Annotated in this window: 15 protein-coding genes; all 15 read left to right on the top strand. The window is 53.7% G+C overall.

What is annotated here, in order from left to right; translation table 11 throughout:
- The 15 genes from C2846_RS15360 to cysN all read left to right on the top strand — a co-directional run bounded on the left by C2846_RS15360 (position 1) and on the right by cysN (position 18,416).
- A complete protein-coding gene (locus C2846_RS15360; RefSeq protein ID WP_119701873.1) occupies positions 1-1,032 on the top strand; it encodes an SDR family NAD(P)-dependent oxidoreductase in 1,032 nt (343 codons plus the stop codon).
- A gap of 57 nt (positions 1,033-1,089) precedes the next feature.
- Positions 1,090-2,274 carry an NAD-dependent epimerase/dehydratase family protein gene (locus C2846_RS15355; RefSeq protein ID WP_102840244.1) on the top strand — a complete coding sequence of 395 codons (1,185 nt, stop codon included), beginning with the start codon at positions 1,090-1,092 and terminating at the stop codon, positions 2,272-2,274.
- 66 nt (positions 2,275-2,340) lie between these two features.
- Positions 2,341-4,098: a glycosyltransferase family protein gene (locus tag C2846_RS15350; protein WP_119701872.1), complete on the top strand. Its 1,758-nt coding sequence runs from the start codon at positions 2,341-2,343 to the stop codon at positions 4,096-4,098.
- An 8-nt stretch (positions 4,099-4,106) separates the two neighbouring features.
- Positions 4,107-5,309: a glycosyltransferase gene (locus C2846_RS15345; protein ID WP_119701871.1), complete on the top strand. Its 1,203-nt coding sequence runs from the start codon at positions 4,107-4,109 to the stop codon at positions 5,307-5,309.
- Positions 5,306-6,277, top strand: coding sequence for an NAD-dependent epimerase/dehydratase family protein (locus C2846_RS15340; protein ID WP_119701870.1), 972 nt, complete (start codon positions 5,306-5,308; stop codon positions 6,275-6,277). The genes C2846_RS15345 and C2846_RS15340 overlap by 4 nt, the downstream gene beginning before the upstream one ends.
- A 65-nt stretch (positions 6,278-6,342) precedes the next feature.
- Positions 6,343-7,641, top strand: coding sequence for a hypothetical protein (locus tag C2846_RS15335; RefSeq protein WP_131038231.1), 1,299 nt, complete (start codon positions 6,343-6,345; stop codon positions 7,639-7,641).
- Complete coding sequence (locus C2846_RS15330) at positions 7,638-9,983, top strand: bifunctional glycosyltransferase/CDP-glycerol:glycerophosphate glycerophosphotransferase (protein ID WP_119701868.1); 2,346 nt, start codon at positions 7,638-7,640, stop codon at positions 9,981-9,983. Before C2846_RS15335 ends, C2846_RS15330 begins: the two co-directional genes overlap by 4 nt.
- A 31-nt stretch (positions 9,984-10,014) precedes the next feature.
- Entirely contained in the window at positions 10,015-10,800 is a 786-nt protein-coding gene (locus tag C2846_RS15325) for an ABC transporter permease (protein WP_119701867.1), read from the top strand.
- 8 nt (positions 10,801-10,808) lie between these two features.
- Entirely contained in the window at positions 10,809-12,686 is a 1,878-nt protein-coding gene (locus C2846_RS15320) for an ABC transporter ATP-binding protein (protein ID WP_165443838.1), read from the top strand.
- Between the two features lie 23 nt (positions 12,687-12,709).
- A complete protein-coding gene (locus C2846_RS15315; RefSeq protein ID WP_119701865.1) occupies positions 12,710-13,819 on the top strand; it encodes a glycosyltransferase in 1,110 nt (369 codons plus the stop codon).
- Between the two features lie 44 nt (positions 13,820-13,863).
- A complete protein-coding gene (locus C2846_RS15310; protein WP_119701885.1) occupies positions 13,864-14,508 on the top strand; it encodes a glycosyltransferase family 2 protein in 645 nt (214 codons plus the stop codon).
- A complete protein-coding gene (gene cysC / locus C2846_RS15305) occupies positions 14,498-15,100 on the top strand; it encodes an adenylyl-sulfate kinase (RefSeq protein WP_119701864.1) in 603 nt (200 codons plus the stop codon). The genes C2846_RS15310 and cysC overlap by 11 nt, the downstream gene beginning before the upstream one ends.
- Position 15,101: 1 nt before the next feature.
- Positions 15,102-16,088, top strand: a complete 987-nt coding sequence (locus C2846_RS15300; RefSeq protein WP_119701863.1) for a DHH family phosphoesterase — start codon at positions 15,102-15,104, stop codon at positions 16,086-16,088.
- Complete coding sequence (cysD, locus tag C2846_RS15295; protein WP_119701862.1) at positions 16,085-16,999, top strand: sulfate adenylyltransferase subunit CysD; 915 nt, start codon at positions 16,085-16,087, stop codon at positions 16,997-16,999. Before C2846_RS15300 ends, cysD begins: the two co-directional genes overlap by 4 nt.
- Position 17,000: 1 nt before the next feature.
- Positions 17,001-18,416 (top strand): sulfate adenylyltransferase subunit CysN, encoded by a 1,416-nt coding sequence (gene cysN, locus C2846_RS15290; RefSeq protein ID WP_119701861.1) that lies wholly within the window; start codon positions 17,001-17,003, stop codon positions 18,414-18,416.
- Positions 18,417-18,429 lie beyond the last annotated feature (13 nt).

Below are 18,429 nucleotides of genomic sequence, written 5' to 3'. Positions count from 1 at the left end.
ATGACGATGTTTTTCGAAGACAAGAAGGTGCTGGTCACCGGCGGTTGCGGTACGGTTGGCAAGGAACTGGTCAATCAGTTGGTGCATAAGTATGGTGTCAAGGAACTTGTCGTTCTGGATAACAACGAAAGTGAGCTATTTTATCAAACCGAAGCCTATCGCGCTCAGCACAACGTACACTTTTACCTGTGTGACATTCGCGATGAAGGCGCACTGACTCGCAAGATGGAAGGTGTGGATATCGTCTTCCACACCGCGGCATTCAAGCACGTTATTCTATGCGAGCAGGTTCCACACGAGGCGGTGCAAACCAATATCCTCGGTGTCGACAACATCGTTCGCGCTGCGGTCAACTCTGGTGTGAGCAAGGTCATCTTTACCAGCTCCGACAAGGCTGTGAACCCCACCAACGTGATGGGTACTTCCAAGCTGATGGGCGAGCGGCTTATCACCGCAGCTAACGTTGAGTTCAAGAAGTCTGGTTGCATCTTCGCCTCCACCCGTTTCGGTAACGTGCTTGGCTCGCGAGGCTCGGTTATTCCTATTTTCCGCGAGCAACTGCGCAATGGCGGCCCGCTAACCCTCACCCACAGCGAGATGACCCGCTTTATCATGAGTGTAGAGGAGTCCGTCCAGCTGATCATTGACTCGGCTATGCTGGCCAAGGGCGGTGAAGTGTTCGTCACCAAGATGCCGGTCATTGCCATCAAGGATCTGGCCGAAGTGATGATCCGCAAGTTGGCTCCAGAGTACGGGCAAAACCCAGCGACAGTAGAGATCAAGGAGATAGGCGTAAAGCCCGGCGAAAAACTCTACGAAGAGCTGATGACTGGCGAAGAAACCGGACGCGCCATCGAGCTGGAGCGATACTTTGTGATCAAACCGGCAATCATGAAGCGCTTTACCGATATTGACTACAGCTACCATGGCGTTATCTCTGAGCAGGTAGATAACCCCTATCACTCAGGCAATGAACCGAAATTAACCCAGGACGAACTGGCAGCGTTTTTGGTTGAAAACAACCTTATCTGAGCCCGATTGTTTTAATCTCCAGCAAGTAATGCTGGTACAGAAATTCAGGAGTTGAACATGCACGTATTGATTCTCGGCGGCGACGGCTACTTGGGTTGGCCCTCCGCCATGTACTTCTCGGCCCGCGGCTATCAAGTCACCGTGGTCGACAACTACCTGCGCCGCAACAACTGCCAGGATTTGGACGTCGGCATGCTCTACCCGATTCCCACCTTGATGGAGCGGGCAAAGATCTGGCACGAAAAGACCGGCTACGAAATCAAGGTGGTGATCGGCGACCTGGCCGAACCGCAGGTCATGCGCTCGCTGTTCGATGGCAGCGTCAAGTACAACTGGTGCGTCAACCCGGCATTCACCGGCATTCCGGAAACCGTCGTGCACTACGCCGAGCAGCCTTCCGCGCCGTACTCGCTGATCGACTACGCACACGCCGACCAGACCATTGTCAATAACCTGCGCGTGACCAACAACCTGATGTTCGCTGTGCGCGACTTCTCCCGTGATACCCACATCATCAAGCTGGGCACTATGGGCGAGTACGGCACCCCGAACATCGACATCGAAGAAGGCTGGCTCGAGATCGAGCACAAGGGCCGCAAGGGCAAGTTCCTGTTCCCGCGCGCCGCCGGCTCCATCTACCACACCACCAAGGTGATGGACACCGACCTGATGTGGTTCGGCGTGCGCATGTGGGACCTGCGCGTCACCGACCTGATGCAGGGCCCGGTCTACGGCATTGAAACCGACGAAGCCGCCATCGACCCGCGCCTGAACACCATCTTCAACTACGACGAAGTGTTCGGCACTATCGTTAATCGCTTTATCGTCCAGGCCGTGGTCGACTACCCGCTGACCGTATACGGCAAGGGCGGCCAGACCCGTGGCTACCTCAATATCAAGGACACCCTGCAGTGCGTGCACCACTCCGAGAAGGCCCCGGCGGCCAAGGGTGAGCTGCGCATCTTCAACCAGATCATGGAAACCTTCTCCGCCAACCAGCTGGCCGACATGGTCCAGCGTGTGGGCCAATCCCTGGGTTACGACGTCAAGGTCAACCACCTGGAGAACCCGCGCAAGGAAGCCGAAGAGCACTACTACAACCCGACCTACCAGGGCCTGATCGATCTGGGCGTGCAGCCGCACTACCTCACCGACGAGGTCATGGCTGGGATGTTCCAGGTAGTCGGCAAGTTCAAGGAAAACATCCGTAAGGATGTGATCTTCAAAGGCATCAAGTGGTAGTTCTCTAGAGCGGAGCCACTGCCGTATTGGTAGTGGCCTCGTTATTTATAAAGCGGGGAGTGTTTGATGAGTTTTGCTGAGGCAGAGATTGCGCGAACGAACTGGGAGTCGATTTGGCATCCTCCAGTGGATTTTTTCGAGCCGAGAAAGCTGAAACCAAACTCTTCTCTAAGTATGGCTGCTGTAGTTGGTGAGAAGCTTTACCAAGGATTGCGCTACGAGGGGCGGATGCACATAGCCCTGCCGGGGACGTGGAGAGATATATTAGATTTTGCCGATGTTGACTTTCTAATTGTTGAGTCCTTTTTTGCTTCCTGTACAGGACATTGGAAGTACGGGCAGACCAGTGAGGGGGTAGCAAGGACTGACCTGAAGGAGTTGCTGGACTACGCTAGAGAAAGAAGTGTTCCGACAGTGTATTGGATAACTCATGGTGTAGAGTATTTCAGCGCGTTTTCGGATTTTTCTCGCTTATTTGACTATGTTTTTTGCGCAGACCCCGGAATGGTAGAGTTGTTAGCGGCGGCTGGAATTAAGGCAAGAATTTTGCTGCCTGCTGTACAGCCAGCTGTCCACAACCCGCTGAAACGGAGTGATGCAGAGCCTTTTTTTATTGATGTTTTAGTGGATCGAGTGTCTCTAGTTCATAAGTCTGTACCCGGGGGTAAGGCGCTGCATGACCTAGGTGAGCACGGCTACAAATCCATTGACTCGGGTAGCCTTAGTGCTAATTCACATCTTAGGCGAGATGAGCGGTTTCTGGGTACTGTATCGCCTGAAGCATCTTTAGAGGTGATGAAACGTGCGAGTGTGTATGTGACTTTCGAGTCTAGTGCCGAATCGCCCACAAGTCAGCAGTGGAGAAGTTTGCAGGCGGTCGCATGTAAAAGTTTGGTTGTGCATTACGGAGATTTGAGGGCAGGTGATATACGGCAAGGCTTGGTTCAGTCGTGTAAAAGCAGAGAGGAGCTATTGGTAGCTCTGGCTGCATTTGAGAAAGATGAGCTCTATCGTCGTAGGCTTGCCCATAAAGCGTGGCGAAAAGTATATGGCGAACACACATTTTCTCATCGTTTGCGCAGTGTGGCTGATGTGCTGGGTATTGAGCATGATTGGGTAGAGTTTCAAAAAATTTCAGTTGTTATGCCGACCTGTAGGCAGGAGCTTGTTTCGGTAGCGCTGTTAAACTTTGAAAGACAGGTGTATCAGAATAAAGAATTAATTGTGGTGATGAACTGGGCGGGTGCCAGCGCAGACTCTATTCCTGAAGGGCTGGATACTAAGGCCTTGGTAATGCCATTCGAAAATTCTGCTGCAGCATGTTTGAATTTTGGGATTGAGCATGCACTCGGAAAATATTGCGTCCGAATGGATGACGATGATTTCTATGGTGAGTATTTCCTTCATGATATTGCGCTTTCTCTAAAGGCTGTTGATGCGGTCGTGTTTGGAAAGCCGCCGGCGTACATCTGTTTTGAAAGTGATGGATCTATCTATGCTCGCTCAGCTGCATTTCCGGATACTGTCCTCTCTAAGAATGATGTTCTGAGTGGCAGCAAATGGTTGGCTGGTAACTCTCTGGGGGGGGACGTTAGCTTTTTGAAGGATCATCCATACCCAGATTTTTGCTTGGATGCTGCCGATACTGGTTTTCTGAAAAACGCTGCCTTGTATGTGGATGAGTTTTTCGTCTTTGATGCTTTCAACTCAGTTGCTTCTCGACGTGCCGATACTTCAAGCCATACATGGAAAATTACTGAGGCGGCGCTGAGGAGTAAGGGGGCCCGCTTGGTAGGGGTCGCGGTTGGCGATCTATTTGTTTGAGGCCGGGAATGAGACTTTTTCTGTTTTGTGGCTCTTTAGCTGTAGGGAAGGGCGGAGCCGAGAGAATTGCCACCGAATTGGCAGCGGAGATGTTACGTAGAGGGAATGACGTCTGGTTAGGGTTTAATGGTCCAGGTTCGCCTGCCTACACGGTGCCTGATGGTATATCTTTATATCGCAGGGATAGGAAAAATGATGCTGGTTTTCAGCAGGATCTATTAGGCATAGATCCCGATGTTATATTTATTTTCTACACCAATCAGGAATTATTGAAGCTCTATAGCCTCGTTGGTGGGTTGGGTATACCGGTCGCAATCCAAGAGTGCACGAATCCCGAGCGCTTGTATAGGAATAACTGGCGTAGCAAGTGCGGTCGTACTGGAGGTGCACTCTGGGAGAGGGAGTTGGTTGCATCAGGTTGTGTCCGGCTCAGAATGGTGATGCCAGGATATGAAGAATCCTTTCCAGGGTACATTCGTCAGAATGTAAGGGCCTTCCCGAACTACGCAATGCCGCCCTTGGAAGGTCTGCCGGTAGAGGACCGTTCCCGGAAAAGAATAATAAACATTGGTGGGCTGAAAAAAAATAAGAACCTTTCTGTTCTGTTGGCGGCTTTTGCTCAGCTTGCCGATGAGTATCGCGATTGGGACTTATATGTATATGGCGGTGGTACTCCTGCAACTGATTCCTATAGAAGGGAGGTGGATGAGCTTATTGGGCATCATTCCTTGACTGGGCGAGTGGTATTCCCCGGTGCGGTTCAGGATATATCTTATGAGTATCAGCGGTCAGACCTGCATGTAATAACATCTCCCAGTGAAGGATGTCCAGGGTGCGTATTAGAGGCGATGGCGCATGGTATGCCGAGTATTGGCAGTTCGCATTGTCATGGAACTAATATGCTGATTACGCCTGATAATGGCGTGCTATACGATGGTGTTAATGAGGTGCCATCTTTGCTTGAGGCGCTCCGTTCGTTGATGGGGGATTCAGATCTGCGACGGCGGCTAGGTAAGAAAGCCTTTGAGGATTCGTTGCTCTTTTTACCTGAGCGCACATATGAGCAATGGCAAGCTCTTTTTTTAGAGGCGGCCTCCTATAAAGGGAATATGGAAAGGCTCTATGATGAGCAGTCGGCAGTTGACCCTGAGCGTGCTCGTCATATGCTCAGAAGTCGTGAAAAATTCTTCAGTGAAGCGGGTGTTGTATGAACGTTTTAGTTACGGGTGGTTGCGGTTTTATTGGGACGTCACTGATACAGTCTCTAATAAAAGATTATGGCGTTTCTGATATTTGTGTCTTGGATAATCTGTCCGAGGGCTCTTTTGAAGATTTGCAAGAGGTCGGCTGTTTCGTTCGATGTGATGCTAATTTGGATATCCCTAAGAGTGGTCTGAGATTCGTCGAGGGGGATATTCGGGATCATGGTTTGGTCGAAAAGTGCTGCCGTGCGGTCGGGGAGGTTGTGCACTTAGCTGCAAATACCGGGGTAGCACCCTCGGTAGAAAACCCTCGAATGGATATGGAATCCAACGTGATAGGGGTTCTCAATCTTTTGGAAGGCATGAGGGCCAATGCAGTTAACAAGCTTGTTTTTGCCTCATCTGGTGCGCCGGCGGGTGCTGTAGAGCCTCCTATTCATGAGGAGATAGCTCCGCATCCAGTCTCGCCATACGGTGCTAGTAAACTTGCTGGGGAAGGTTATTGTTCCGCTTATTACCATTCTTTCGGTATCAACACAGTTGCCTTGCGATTCGGTAATGTCTTTGGACCTCGTTCAAAGAATAAGTCTAGTGTTATCGCCAAGTTTATTCGGCAGGCACTCAATGGTCAGGTCTGTGAGGTCTATGGCGACGGTGCACAGACACGTGATTTCATTTACATAGATGATTTGGTTCGCGCGATTATCATGGCTCTTAAAGCACCTCTAGGGGGAGAGGTTTTCCAGATCGCCAGCGGGGGTGAATTGAGCGTGTCCGAGGCTATTGATGAGGTATCTTCCGCGCTGGCTAAATTCGGCTTCTCCATGGAGGTAGTGAAGTCTTCGCCCCGTGTCGGGGACGTCAGGCGGAACTATTCGGACACTAGTAAGGCAGCCAGGATGCTTGGCTGGCAACCGGAAGTGCCATTTGCTCTTGGAGTCGAGAAGACTGTTAAATACTTCGTTGATAGGCTGTAGGGATTATGTCAGATAGAGTTCGTCAGGTTGTTTCCATTGTTGGGCCGGGAAGGACAGGTACTTCTTTGCTCGCCAAGATTTTATTGGGAATAGGGATGCGCCCCTCTCCTTCATACACTATGGCTGCGGAGCACAATCCTGAGGGGCTCTATGAGGATACGGAAATACAGGCGGTGCACAAAGAAATCATTCAGGCTGTAGGGGGGCATCCTTACCTTCCAATGCCCGATGGGTTTCTTGACTTGCCAGGGATGGGGGCGTTTCAGCGTCGATTGATTGATCTTGTTGACGCCAGAGTATTAGATGATGAGATATGGGGGTTTAAAGATCCGAGAACAGCTGGTTTGATCCCGCTCTGGACTCGTGTTTTCAATCGGGCAAAAGTGGTTCCCAAGTATGTGCTAGCTATTAGGGATCCCGCTGCAGCCGTCGCATCAATGCATCGCCAGTATAATGATCATCATGAAGTTGCCGAGCTTGTGTGGCTTTGGCGCACTTGTGAAGCCCTTTATCAAACGGGTGGCAATTGTTTCATTGTTAACTACGAGCGCTGGTTCGAGCCTGGGGCTAATGAGTTTCTTGAGCAGTTGCGGGAGTATACGGGGCTCAAGAGCAATGACGGCTTTCAGCTTTCTGATGCGCTTCGAGAGAATTTGAATCGCTCGTCGTATGATGATTACGTCGTTGTCAACGACTATGTGCGACAGTTGTACTCTGTCCTAAAAGAGTGCCATGGGACGTCGTTTGATCGCGACCGTCTGATGCAGACTGTTGGCTCTTGCCGAAAAGCCATCAGAGGCTTTTCCGGTTGGGCGATGACGGCCAGGAATTATTGGGCGCGCTCTGAGAAACTTAAAACCGAGCGCACGGCCCTCAAGAAGCCCGTTACTAAGATTGCTTCTCCAGAAATCAAGAGAGACCTTGAGGTGCTCAGTGAAACGATAATGGGGCTCAAGGATCTGCAGGCTGAAAATTTTAATCTTCGTAATGCGCTCAAGCAGAAGGACTGTAGTGCGGAGGAGTTTGTTAAGGCTCTACAGAGAGAGTCAATAGAGCTTAAAGAGGCCTTTGCCAATGAAGAGCGACTGAAGCATGGGTTTGAGCAAAGGCACAAAGCCAGTTTGCAACAGCTTGAGAAGAATGCTCAACGTGTGCGTCGGCTTGATGACGAACTCTCTTTGCTGCGTATTCGTCTAAAGAAAGAGGCTGAGCTATCAAAAAAACATCAGGGGCGCCTTGCAAGATTGGAGATGTCTACCTCATATCGCTTGGGCTCAATCATTGTTCGCGCCTTTGCTCGCCCGGGTATCAATACTTTGAGGTTGCCATTTGATTTGTGCGCCCTCGTGTTTAAGAAAAAATGATTAAAGGTGCTCTGGAAATTATGGCTCCTGCTGTTTCGGTTATAGTGCCTGTTTTCAATACAAGGGATTATTTGTCTGAATGTATTGAGTCTGTTCTTGCGCAGTCGGAGGTGGAGGTCGAATTGATAATGGTGGACGATGGATCCACTGATGGTAGTCTTGATGTGCTTCATGACTATGCGGCAAGGTATAAGAATATTCGTGTTTTTACCCAGAATAGAAAGCGTCAGGGGGCGGCGAGGAATCTAGCTATTCAGCATGCTAGTGGCCGTTTTCTATCTTTTTTAGATTCTGACGATACCTTGCCTGAAACTTCTCTTAAAAAAATGGTTGAGACTGCAGAGAAGTATGGCAGCGACATGGTCTGCGGCATTCAGCAGTCTTTTAGTCAATGGCGTAAATGGATTGGAGTTCCTGTCCATCAGCGTGAGTTCAATCGACTGATCGAATGCACCACCATAGAAGAGATGCCTACGCTGATACAGGACATCAGTGCCTGCAATCGCCTGATCCGTCGGGAAAGCATTGAGAAACACGCGATGCGTTTCCCTGAGGGTACGGCTGGCGAAGACCTGGATTTCATGGCCAGGATGTATCTGAAGTGCGATGTGATCACCATTTTGCCTGAGGTAGTTTACAACTATCGCGGGCGTGATGATTCGCGTACCAGTCGAATCTCTCCGCAGTTCTTCGAGGATCGCGTAGCAGTCACCGAAAGCCTTGAGCGGGCTTTTGCCGAGAAAGACGCGTTGGATATCTACCAGCGCTTGCTGCGCTCCGAGGTCAGGAAACTGGTGGGCAATCGCTTCTTGAAAGTGATCAAGCAGTCTGCATACGACGAGCAATTGCAGATATTTGGCATCATCGGTCGCCTGGTGAAAAAATTGTCACCGGAGGATATGCGCTCTGCGGAAGACTATGCGCTGCGTGAGCAGGTGCGCATCATCATGCTCAGTGCTGAGGAGTACGACGCGCTAGTGGCCTATGAAAACGCCCCGCGCTCACCGCGTTACTTGACCCTGCTCAAGTCCGATGCCGCCAAGGCGCAGCTTTTCGAACCCATGATGCGTATGCAGTTCCAGGGCCTGGCCCGTTTCGAGCGGGTACAGAAAATCCAGAACTCTCGAGTATTTGCCGTGGCCTCGCGTATCAGCCTGTTGGCGGCGAAGTGTCTGAAGCTGGCGTCGACGGTCAAGGGCCTGCCGATGCTCAAGTACTTCGCGGCGGCGCCGGTGGCCAAGCTGGCCGGGGCGTTGCAACCGAACAAGGCCATCTGGCTGATGGACGAGCGGATTGCCAGCAGTGCCGAGGACAACGGCTACTTCTTGTTCAAGTACCTGCGCGAAACCTACCCGCAACTGCCGGTGTTCTACGTGCTCAAGCGCAATTCGCCGCACTGGGGCATCGTGGCGCCGCTGGGCAACGTGGTGGCTCAGTACTCCTGGAAGCACGCCTATCTGCTGTGGCGCGCGCGGGTGATGCTGTCCACCGACAGTTTCCGTGGCCTGGACTATCCGAGCGAGTCACTGCCGCGCCTGCGCCGCAAGACTCTGAACGTGTTCCTGCAGCATGGCGTGGCCGGCAACAAGACCATGACCTACACGCGGAAGAACTATCCCTACTTCTCGCAGGTGATCGTTTCCAACGGCATCGAGCAGGCGTTTTTCAGTGGTCACTATGGCTTCACACCAAAGCAGGTGAAGCTCACCGGCATCGCCCGGCTGGATGCCCTGGCGCCTCGGCGCGGCGCCGAGCGCTCGCGCAAGATTCTGGTGGCACCCACCTGGCGGCGCTGGCTCAAGGGGCAGGAGCAGATTCAGGCCAGCCGCTACTACCACGCCTGGAACAGCTTCCTCACCAGCGTGAGTCTGGCCGAACTGCTGGAACGGCACCAGATGGAGCTGTATTTCCGCCCGCATTTCAACATGATGCATTTCATTGACGAGTTCGAGAAAGGTTCGCCGCGGGTTCATGTGATCCGCGATCTCGATCAGCCGCTGCATCACCTGATTCGCGAGGCGGATTTGCTGATCACCGATTACTCCAGCGTGATGTACGACTTCTTCTATCAGGAGAAGCCGGTGCTGGGTTACATGTTCGACCGCCACGAGTGGGAGGTACAGCCACCGGGGCCGCCGCACCTGGACTACGAACGCGATCTGGCACTGGAACTGGTCACCACCGAGGACGCCTTGTTGCAGCAACTACAGCAGTGCCTGGAGGGCGGCTGCAAGATGTCTGCCGACAAGCGCAGTCGTCTAGACAAACTGTTCAGCCACCGCGACGGCGACAATTGCGAGCGCATCTACCGGGCCGTGATCGAGGAACTGGCTCAGCCATGAACAGCACACTTGAAAAGGGCAGGGGCCGCTGATGCTGCAACTGCTCAAGGATCTGCGGCACTACCACCATGCCCTGGTAACGCTGTTCTCGGTCAACGTGAAGACCACGGTAGCCTCGGCCCGTCTGGGTTGGGTGTGGTGGTTTCTCGACCCGTTGATCATGATGGCGATCTACTACTTCATCATCCGCGTGGTGTTTCAGCGCGGGGGCGAGAACTACCACTTGTTCGTGCTGTGCGGCATCGTCGCCTGGCAGTTCTTCGCGCGCTCCTTGTCCGCTGCGGTCACGGCGATCAGCAAGAACCGCGGCATCATCCGCCAGACCAGTACGCCGATGGGCCTGTTGATCGCGGTGCCCTGTGCGGTGCAGCTGTTTTTCGCCTCGGTAGGCATGCTGATCGTCATGTGCTGGTCCTATGTGACCCTCGGCGTGCAATCGCTGGCGGTAATGCCGCTGCTGTTGCTGGTGTTCTTTATCGCCTATGCGGTCAGCCTGTTCGTGGCGGTGACCCAGGTGTTCTTCGCGGATACCGCGAAACTGGTGGCGTATGGCATCCGTGCGGGGTTCTTCCTCAGTCCGGTGCTGTACCCCACTTCACGGGTGCTGGATGCGGATAACATTCCCGCCTTTGCCAAGCTGCTGTTCGAGCTCAACCCCATTGGCTGGATCATCGAGGCGTTTCGCCGGGTGATTCTCGACGGGGGGATGTTCGACTGGCTGCAGTACGGCGTGCAGTTGGCGCTGGCGCTGCTGCTGGTGCAGGCGGGGCTGCTGTATCTGCGGCTGTGCAGCAATCGAATCGTGAAGATGCTCTAGGGGTTTATGTGGCACGTTTCGTTCTTTCTCTGCATTCTGAGTTTGACAACAAGTCGGCTATCGGTGTGTTCGATAGCGAGCAGGGGTTGCAGTACCTGCAGATCGAGGATCTCTCCAATTCATTGAGCCAGCCTCAGCTACGCGGCCTCTGCTGCGTAGGGAACAGGCTGTATGTGACGACGCCGTCGAGTCTTCGTATCTACACCATTGAACCGAGCCCGGTGGCAGGCCAGGCCTGGTTCCGCTTGCTGCGTGAGGTGGTGCTGCCTGAGTGGGTGCTGGACAAACGTCCTGACGCTGGGCTGCTGGCTGTTCATCACGCTACCAGCAAGGGGCGTTTGCTGGTGGCCTGCAATGCCCTTGCAAGCATCGAGGAGTTTGACCTGGAGGGCGAATTCCTTGGCCGGCGTCACCTTTGGCAGATCGCTCCTCAGCACTTTCAAGTGCCGGCCAAAGTCTCGGGCAAAAGCGGTTTTGGGCATATCCGCGGTATTTGCGAGAACCCCGCCGGAGAGTTGTTCCTGACTGTAGCCTTTCGCAATTGGTCGGACACAGGTAGCGTGATTGGCTACGACTCTGGAGAGCTGCTGCTGGACCAGCTGGAGACGCCGCATTCCGGCTTGTTCCTCGACGGTCGCTACTTCGTGCTGGACGTACAGCGTGGCAGCCTGCTGGGTCTGCCTCTGTCCGCCGGTGGCGAGGCATTGCAGGCCAAGGCGACGAGCCAGAGCTTCGCCGCGCGTGGGCTGAAGATCAATCTGCGCGGGCTGGCTGGCGACGGCGAAGGCCTGTATGCGGGGTTCTTCAACTTCGAGAAGGACGAGAAGAAAAAGGTCGCCTCGCAGATCGTTCGCTTCGATCCGCGCAGCGGCGCACAGGACAAACTCTATCTGCTGCCGGAGGTGGCGGGTTTTCGTTTCCCGGCGCCGTTCTATCTGAGCCCCTTCACGGCGGATATATGCCGCGTTGTCGGCGATTTGCCGCTGCTGGTCGATGCCACCCGGCCGCAGCCCTGCCTAACCTCTCCGGTCGTCGAGGTGCCGCGGGCAGAGCTTTCGCCGCCTGTGGTCGCGGCTCCAGTAGTCCCGACGCAGGAGCAGGCGCCGGTGCGCAAAGAACAGTCGCTCGGCAAGCCGGTGATCGAGGTTATCGATGTCAGCCTGTCATATCGGCGCGGGGTGCGTCTGCATACTTGGCTGCGCCAGCGTCAGGATCGCGACTTTCGGGCGCTCAAGGGGGTGTCACTGACCTTGCGTGAGGGCGAGGTGCTGGGGATTGTCGGGCGCAATGGTTCCGGCAAGAGCACCATGGGCATGCTGCTGGCCGGTATCCTGCAGCCTGATCTGGGTAGTATCCAGCGACATGGACGGATTCAGTTGCTGTCGCTCGGCATCGGCTTCAACAACGAGTTGTCCGGACGCGACAACGTGTTCGTCAACGCGGCGTTGCTGGGCCTGTCGCGGCGAGATGTGCTGCAGCACCTGGATGAGATTATCGAGTTCTCCGAGATCGGCGAGTTCATTGATGAGCCGATCCGCACCTACTCGGCCGGTATGCGCAGCCGCCTGGCGTTCGCGATTGCCACGGTGATCCAGCCCGATGTGTTGATTCTCGATGAGGTGCTCTCCACCGGGGACGACTCATTCCGGCGCAAGGCCGAGGCGCGCATGCGCGAGATGAAGGGCAAGGCGAAATGCGTGGTAATGGTTTCCCACAGCGCCGGACAGATCAAAAAACTTTGTACCCGAGTAGTATGGCTGGAGCGAGGGCACTTGGTACTTGATGGCAGGCCCAGGCAGGTGATGCCTGAATATGAAGCGTTTTGCCAGAACCCGGAAAAGTGGTTGCGTCGTCACCCCAATATATCAGCGAGACTGCAGGGGTGAACCAAGCTCCGCTCAAAGTACTTATGCTAGCCCCTGTTCACCGTTGCTGGGGTAATCGAGTGGTGCGCGAAAGTGCATCCTTGGCTGAGGCAGGCTACCGGGTTAAGGCGCTAATGCGCTGCGAGAGTGAGCATATTACTGATGGTGTGACCTTTATACCTGCGCCAACATATCGCAACCGCTTACAGCGTTTCTTGTGTTTGCCACAGGTGCTGTGTACAGCATTGAAAGAGCGAGCTGATATCTACCATCTGCACAATCCCGATATGATCCCGGTGGCAATCATACTCAAACTGCTGGGCAAGACAGTTATCTACGACACTCATGAGGATTACTCTCAGCGTCTGTTATTACGCGCTTGGCTACCAAGACCTTTGCGCAGGCCGCTTGGGTACTTGGTTTCTCTGTCAGAGCGCCTATTAAGCTATTGGGTCGACGCCACCTTGGTAACCCAAGAGCGCCAGCTTCTGCATTTCTCCTCACGCTGTCGGCTATTGCGTAATGCTCCAGTATTGTCTGAGGCGCTGATGGAGAGGGTCAGGGCCAAAGCTGCAACCCTGTCACGCGATGCCCTGCCTTATCGTTTGATCTATGCCGGGGGGCTGTCCCGGGCGCGAGGCTTGTTCAATACGCTTGATGCGTTGCAGGAGCTTAACGAGAAGGGCTTTGCTACTCGGCTCTGGCTGCTAGGGCCTGAGCTAGAACCCTGCCTTGAGGAGGCAAAGCTCCATCCCTCTTGGAGGTATGTGGATTATCTTGGCCTGCAACCGCATGAAATGGTATTGGCGCATATGATGCGTGCTGACATCGGATTGGCTGTGCTGGCTGACGAAGGAGACCATGCCGCAGCCAGGCCAACCAAGTTGTTCGAGTATATGGCGTGTGGCTTGCCTTTCGTGGCCAGTGATTTTCCACTGTGGCGTGAGTTTGTTGCAGGGAAGGGAGGTATGTGGGTGCAGCCAGAAGATTTCCGAGGCTTATCTGAGGTCCTTTGTATTTTGATCAATAGCCAATGTCTTAGAGAGCGATTGGCAGTTGAGGCTAGCGGGTTTGTTAATGATTTCAACTGGGCTGCGGAGAGCTCAATAATATTTTCCGTGTATGCTGAAATTTTAGGTAAAAAAAATTATTAACATCATTTCAAAGAAAATGCTCAGACATGGTGTTGGATAAACGTATGCGTACTGCTGCTGTGATTCCTGCTTTCAATGAGGCTGATCGTATTGGTTTCGTAGTTGCTGAACTTATAGGAAAAGTGGACGCAATTTTGGTTGTTGATGACGGCAGTACAGATGGTACCGCGGAAGCGGCTGAGGCTGCGGGAGCAATAGTGGTATATCATCCAACGAATCAGGGTTATATGGCTGCATTACGCACAGGCTTTGCTTCGGCAGACGCTGATATTCTTCTAACAATAGACGCTGATGGCGAAATGCCGCTAGAAAATATTGATGCTTTGATGGCTCCGATTCGCCAAGGGCTAGCCGATATGGTGCAAGGGCATCGTCAAAAAATTGTCAGGCCGTCTGAGCGACTCCTTACGTGGCTTGCTTCGTTGAAGGGACCTGTAGGTGACTCGGGGACGGGGATGCGCGCCATACGCACCGATCTTGCCAGGCAGCTTGAGCTAAAAGGTGAATGTATCTGTGGGGTTATGGCCTTGGAGGTACTTGCAAAAGGGGGGCGCATTCAGGAGGTGCCAATTTCCTTGAGGTCTGTAGCCAAGCCGAGAGGAGTTGCTTGGTATCACCTGAAACAAATTTTCCATCTACTTCCATGGATGTTTGATCTACGTATAAAAAGAGTGGCGGATGACAAATAATGTAGTTCGGTACAAACAATGGATATCCAAGGAACAGCGCTCAGCTCAAAAACGCCAGAAGCCGTGCATTATATGGTTCACAGGATTGAGTGGGGCTGGTAAGTCCACTTTGGCCAGCGCACTTGAACAAAAACTGTTCGAGCTTAACCACCATACCTATCTGCTCGATGGTGACAATCTGCGCCATGGTCTGAACAAGGATCTGGGTTTTTCCGACGCTGATCGGCAGGAGAATATTCGTCGTATTGGTGAGCTGGCGGCGCTCTTTGTGGATGCAGGACTGCTGGTGCTGGCTGCGTTTATTTCGCCGTTTCGGGCTGAGCGCCGTATGGTGCGTGAGTTGGTGGGGCCCGGCGAGTTCATTGAGATTTATGTGGCTACGCCATTGAGTACCTGTGAACAGCGTGACCCCAAAGGGCTGTACAAAAAGGCACGGGCTGGTGAAATACGCAATTTCACCGGTATCGACTCGGAATATGAAGCCCCAGCCAACCCTGAGCTGGTAGTGGATACTTCAGTGCAGACGCTTGATCAGTCGGTCGATCAGATTGCGGCGTTTCTGAAGGCGCGCAGCATACTCAAGGAGGCTTGAGATGCAGGCGTATGATGTATTCAACGGCGGCGCCGATGGTCTTTGTGCGTTGCTGCAGCTGCGATTGGCCGAGCCACGTGATGCAGTACTTGTCACTGGTGTTAAGCGGGACATAAGCCTGTTGCGGCAATTGCCCACCTATACCGCGCTGGATGTTACGGCGCTTGATATTAGCCTGGAAAAAAACCGCGATGCGGTGGATGCTTTGCTGCAGGCGGGTAGCCGCGTTTTTTACTGTGACCATCACTATCCTGGCGAGCAGTTGCCTGAGCATCCCGGCTTTACAGCACTCATCGATACACAGCCCACAACCTGCACCAGCCTGTTGATCGATCAGCACCTGGCAGGGCGTTTTCGTGGCTGGGCGATAGCTGCTGCGTTTGGCGATAATCTGAACGCGGTGGCTGAGAAACTGGCCGAGCAGTCAGGTTTTGACGTTGCCCAGATACAGGCGCTCAAGCATCTGGGTATCTGCATCAATTACAACGGCTACGGTGCGTCGGTGGATGATCTGTATTTCCATCCGGCGGAGCTGTTTCGTGCCTTGCTACCCTATGCCGATCCGCTGACTTTGCTGCACAGCGAGCCTGACGTCTGGCGTACGCTGAGCCGTGGTTATACGGAGGACATGGCCCAGGGACTTGAGATGAGCCCCTTGCATCAATGTGAAACAGCCTTGGTGCTGGCGTTGCCAGACGAGCCTTGGGCTCGCCGGGTGAGCGGGGTATTGGGTAATGAGCTGGCCAACCGCTTTCCTGACCAGGCCTGCGCAGTGCTCACCGAGGCAGGTGCAGAGCACTATCTAGTGAGCATTCGGGCACCGCTGAACAGTCGTTGCGGAGCCGATGAGCTGGCGCGCCAGTTCCCCACTGGCGGTGGGCGCAAGGCGGCAGCCGGCATCAATCAGTTGCCGCGTGACCAACTTGCTACTTTTATCCAGGCCATGCAGCGACAGTGGTCGTCTGTGGCCCACGAGGACACCCCATGACTCTGACTCCACCGCGTCGTACCCACCTCAAACAGCTGGAAGCGGAGTCAATCCGGATCATCCGCGAAGTTGCCGCCGAGTTCGACAATCCGGTCATGCTCTATTCCATCGGCAAAGACAGTGCGGTGATGCTGCACCTGGCGATGAAAGCCTTTGCTCCGGGTAAACCACCTTTCCCGCTATTGCACGTGGATACCACCTGGAAGTTTCGCGAGATGATTGAGTTTCGTGATCGCATGGCGCAAAAGCTGGGGCTGAAGCTGCTTGTGCATATTAACCAGGATGGCGTGGAGCAGGGCATTGGTCCCTTTACACATGGCAGTGCCAAACATACCGACGTTATGAAGACGGCGGCGTTGAAGCAAGCATTGAACCAGTACGGTTTCGATGCTGCCTTTGGCGGTGCTCGGCGTGACGAGGAAAAGTCGCGCGCCAAGGAGCGGGTCTATTCTTTCCGCGACAAGTTTCACCGCTGGGACCCGAAGAATCAGCGTCCCGAGCTGTGGCATCTTTATAACGGCAAGATTAACCAGGGCGAGAGTATTCGGGTGTTTCCGCTTAGTAACTGGACCGAGCTGGATATCTGGCAGTACATCTACCTCGAAGGGATTGAGATCGTACCGCTGTACTTTTCTGCTCCGCGCCCGGTGGTGGAGCGTAATGGCACACTGATTATGGTCGATGATGAGCGGATGCCGCTTGAACCTGGCGAGGTACCGGAAATGAAGAGTGTTCGCTTCCGTACTCTGGGCTGTTACCCATTGACGGGGGCGGTTGAGTCGACTGCCGCTACATTGCCGGAAATCATTCAGGAAATGCTCCTGACCACTACATCAGAGCGCCAGGGCAGGGTCATTGATCATGATGCTGCCGCCTCGATGGAACAGAAAAAGCGCGAGGGGTATTTCTGATATGTCGCATGCCAGTACATTGATCGCTGAAGATATCGAGGCGTATCTGCATCAGCATGAAAACAAGGATTTGCTGCGGTTTCTCACTTGCGGCAGCGTGGATGATGGTAAGTCGACGTTGATTGGCCGCTTGCTGTTTGACTCAAAGCTGATTTTTGAAGACCACCTGGCTGCTTTGCACAAGGATAACGAGCGTCTTGGCAATGCCGGCGAGGCTCTGGATCTGGCTTTGCTGGTGGATGGTCTGGCTTCCGAGCGTGAGCAGGGCATTACCATTGATGTGGCCTACCGCTATTTCTCCACCGATAAGCGTAAGTTCATTATTGCCGACTGCCCGGGCCATGAGCAGTACACCCGCAATATGGCAACGGGTGCATCGACCTGTGATTTGGCCATCGTCATGATCGATGCGCGCAAGGGTGTTTTGACCCAGACTCGCCGGCACAGTTTCATCGCCAGTCTGTTGGGTATTCGTCATATCGTTGTGGCGGTCAACAAGATGGATCTGGTGGATTTCTCTGAAGAGGTGTTCGAGAACATCAAACGGCAATACCAGGCCATTATCGACCGGCTAGGCTTGCAAGATGTGTACTTTGTGCCGATGTCCGCTCTTAACGGCGACAACGTGGTCAACCGCTCTCCAGATATGCCTTGGTATCACGGCAATACTTTGATGGAGATTCTTGAGCATGTGGAGGTGGCTGCCGATGTGAATCTGGCTGACTTGCGCTTTCCTGTGCAGTACGTCAACCGTCCCAACCTGGATTTTCGTGGCTATTGCGGCACGCTTGCCTCTGGCGTGGTGCGTGTGGGCGATCCAGTGACAGTATTGCCCTCAGGCAAGCAGTCGGTAGTCAAAGGGATTCATGTGTACGAAGGTGAGCTTCAGGAAGCCTGGCCAGGTGATGCGGTAACGCTGACCCTGCAGGATGAAGTGGATATTTCCCGTGGCGATATCCTGGTGCACAGTAACAATCTGCCTGGTATGGGAGCGCGTTTAGAGGCTCACTTGGTCTGGATGGGCGATAAACCCATGCAGCTCAATAGAGAGTACGGCATCAAGATCGGCAGTAAGTCAACCTGGGGCTATGTGACAGCGATTGAGCATGTCATTGATGTCAACACGCTGGAAACCGAAGCTCCACAGGGTTCTGCTGAACTACCGCTTAACAGCATTGCTCTGGTGCAACTGGAGCTTTCGGAGCCGGTGCCCTTTGATGCTTATGCCTGCTCTCGCGAGACCGGTTCTTTTATCCTGATTGACCGGTTGAGCAATGTGACCTTGGCTGCGGGCATGATTCGTGACGGCCTGCAATCAGGTCAGTCTGCAGGCAGGGTGTATAGTTCGGCGGAGGTTAATCTTAACCGCTTCATTCGGGAGAATTATCCTGAATGGGGCTGTAAGCCGGTCGAATGATCGCTGCCAGGGG

It is taken from the genome of Pseudomonas jilinensis, assembly GCF_003586265.1.
Classification (GTDB): domain Bacteria; phylum Pseudomonadota; class Gammaproteobacteria; order Pseudomonadales; family Pseudomonadaceae; genus Halopseudomonas; species Halopseudomonas phragmitis.
Note: the sequence above shows the minus strand (reverse complement) of the source record. Positions and strands in the feature narration are given on the sequence as shown.

Excerpts from the sequence above, each read along its gene's own strand:
- C2846_RS15360 (WP_119701873.1), top strand. The coding sequence starts at position 1 with ATGACGATGTTTTTCGAAGACAAGAAGGTGCTGGTCACCGGCGGTTGC.
- C2846_RS15355 (WP_102840244.1), top strand. The coding sequence starts at position 1,090 with ATGCACGTATTGATTCTCGGCGGCGACGGCTACTTGGGTTGGCCCTCC.
- C2846_RS15350 (WP_119701872.1), top strand. The coding sequence starts at position 2,341 with ATGAGTTTTGCTGAGGCAGAGATTGCGCGAACGAACTGGGAGTCGATT.
- C2846_RS15345 (WP_119701871.1), top strand. The coding sequence starts at position 4,107 with ATGAGACTTTTTCTGTTTTGTGGCTCTTTAGCTGTAGGGAAGGGCGGA.
- C2846_RS15340 (WP_119701870.1), top strand. The coding sequence starts at position 5,306 with ATGAACGTTTTAGTTACGGGTGGTTGCGGTTTTATTGGGACGTCACTG.
- C2846_RS15330 (WP_119701868.1), top strand. The coding sequence starts at position 7,638 with ATGATTAAAGGTGCTCTGGAAATTATGGCTCCTGCTGTTTCGGTTATA.
- C2846_RS15325 (WP_119701867.1), top strand. The coding sequence starts at position 10,015 with ATGCTGCAACTGCTCAAGGATCTGCGGCACTACCACCATGCCCTGGTA.
- C2846_RS15315 (WP_119701865.1), top strand. The coding sequence starts at position 12,710 with ATGCTAGCCCCTGTTCACCGTTGCTGGGGTAATCGAGTGGTGCGCGAA.
- C2846_RS15310 (WP_119701885.1), top strand. The coding sequence starts at position 13,864 with ATGCGTACTGCTGCTGTGATTCCTGCTTTCAATGAGGCTGATCGTATT.
- cysC (WP_119701864.1), top strand. The coding sequence starts at position 14,498 with ATGACAAATAATGTAGTTCGGTACAAACAATGGATATCCAAGGAACAG.
- C2846_RS15300 (WP_119701863.1), top strand. The coding sequence starts at position 15,102 with ATGCAGGCGTATGATGTATTCAACGGCGGCGCCGATGGTCTTTGTGCG.
- cysD (WP_119701862.1), top strand. The coding sequence starts at position 16,085 with ATGACTCTGACTCCACCGCGTCGTACCCACCTCAAACAGCTGGAAGCG.
- cysN (WP_119701861.1), top strand. The coding sequence starts at position 17,001 with ATGTCGCATGCCAGTACATTGATCGCTGAAGATATCGAGGCGTATCTG.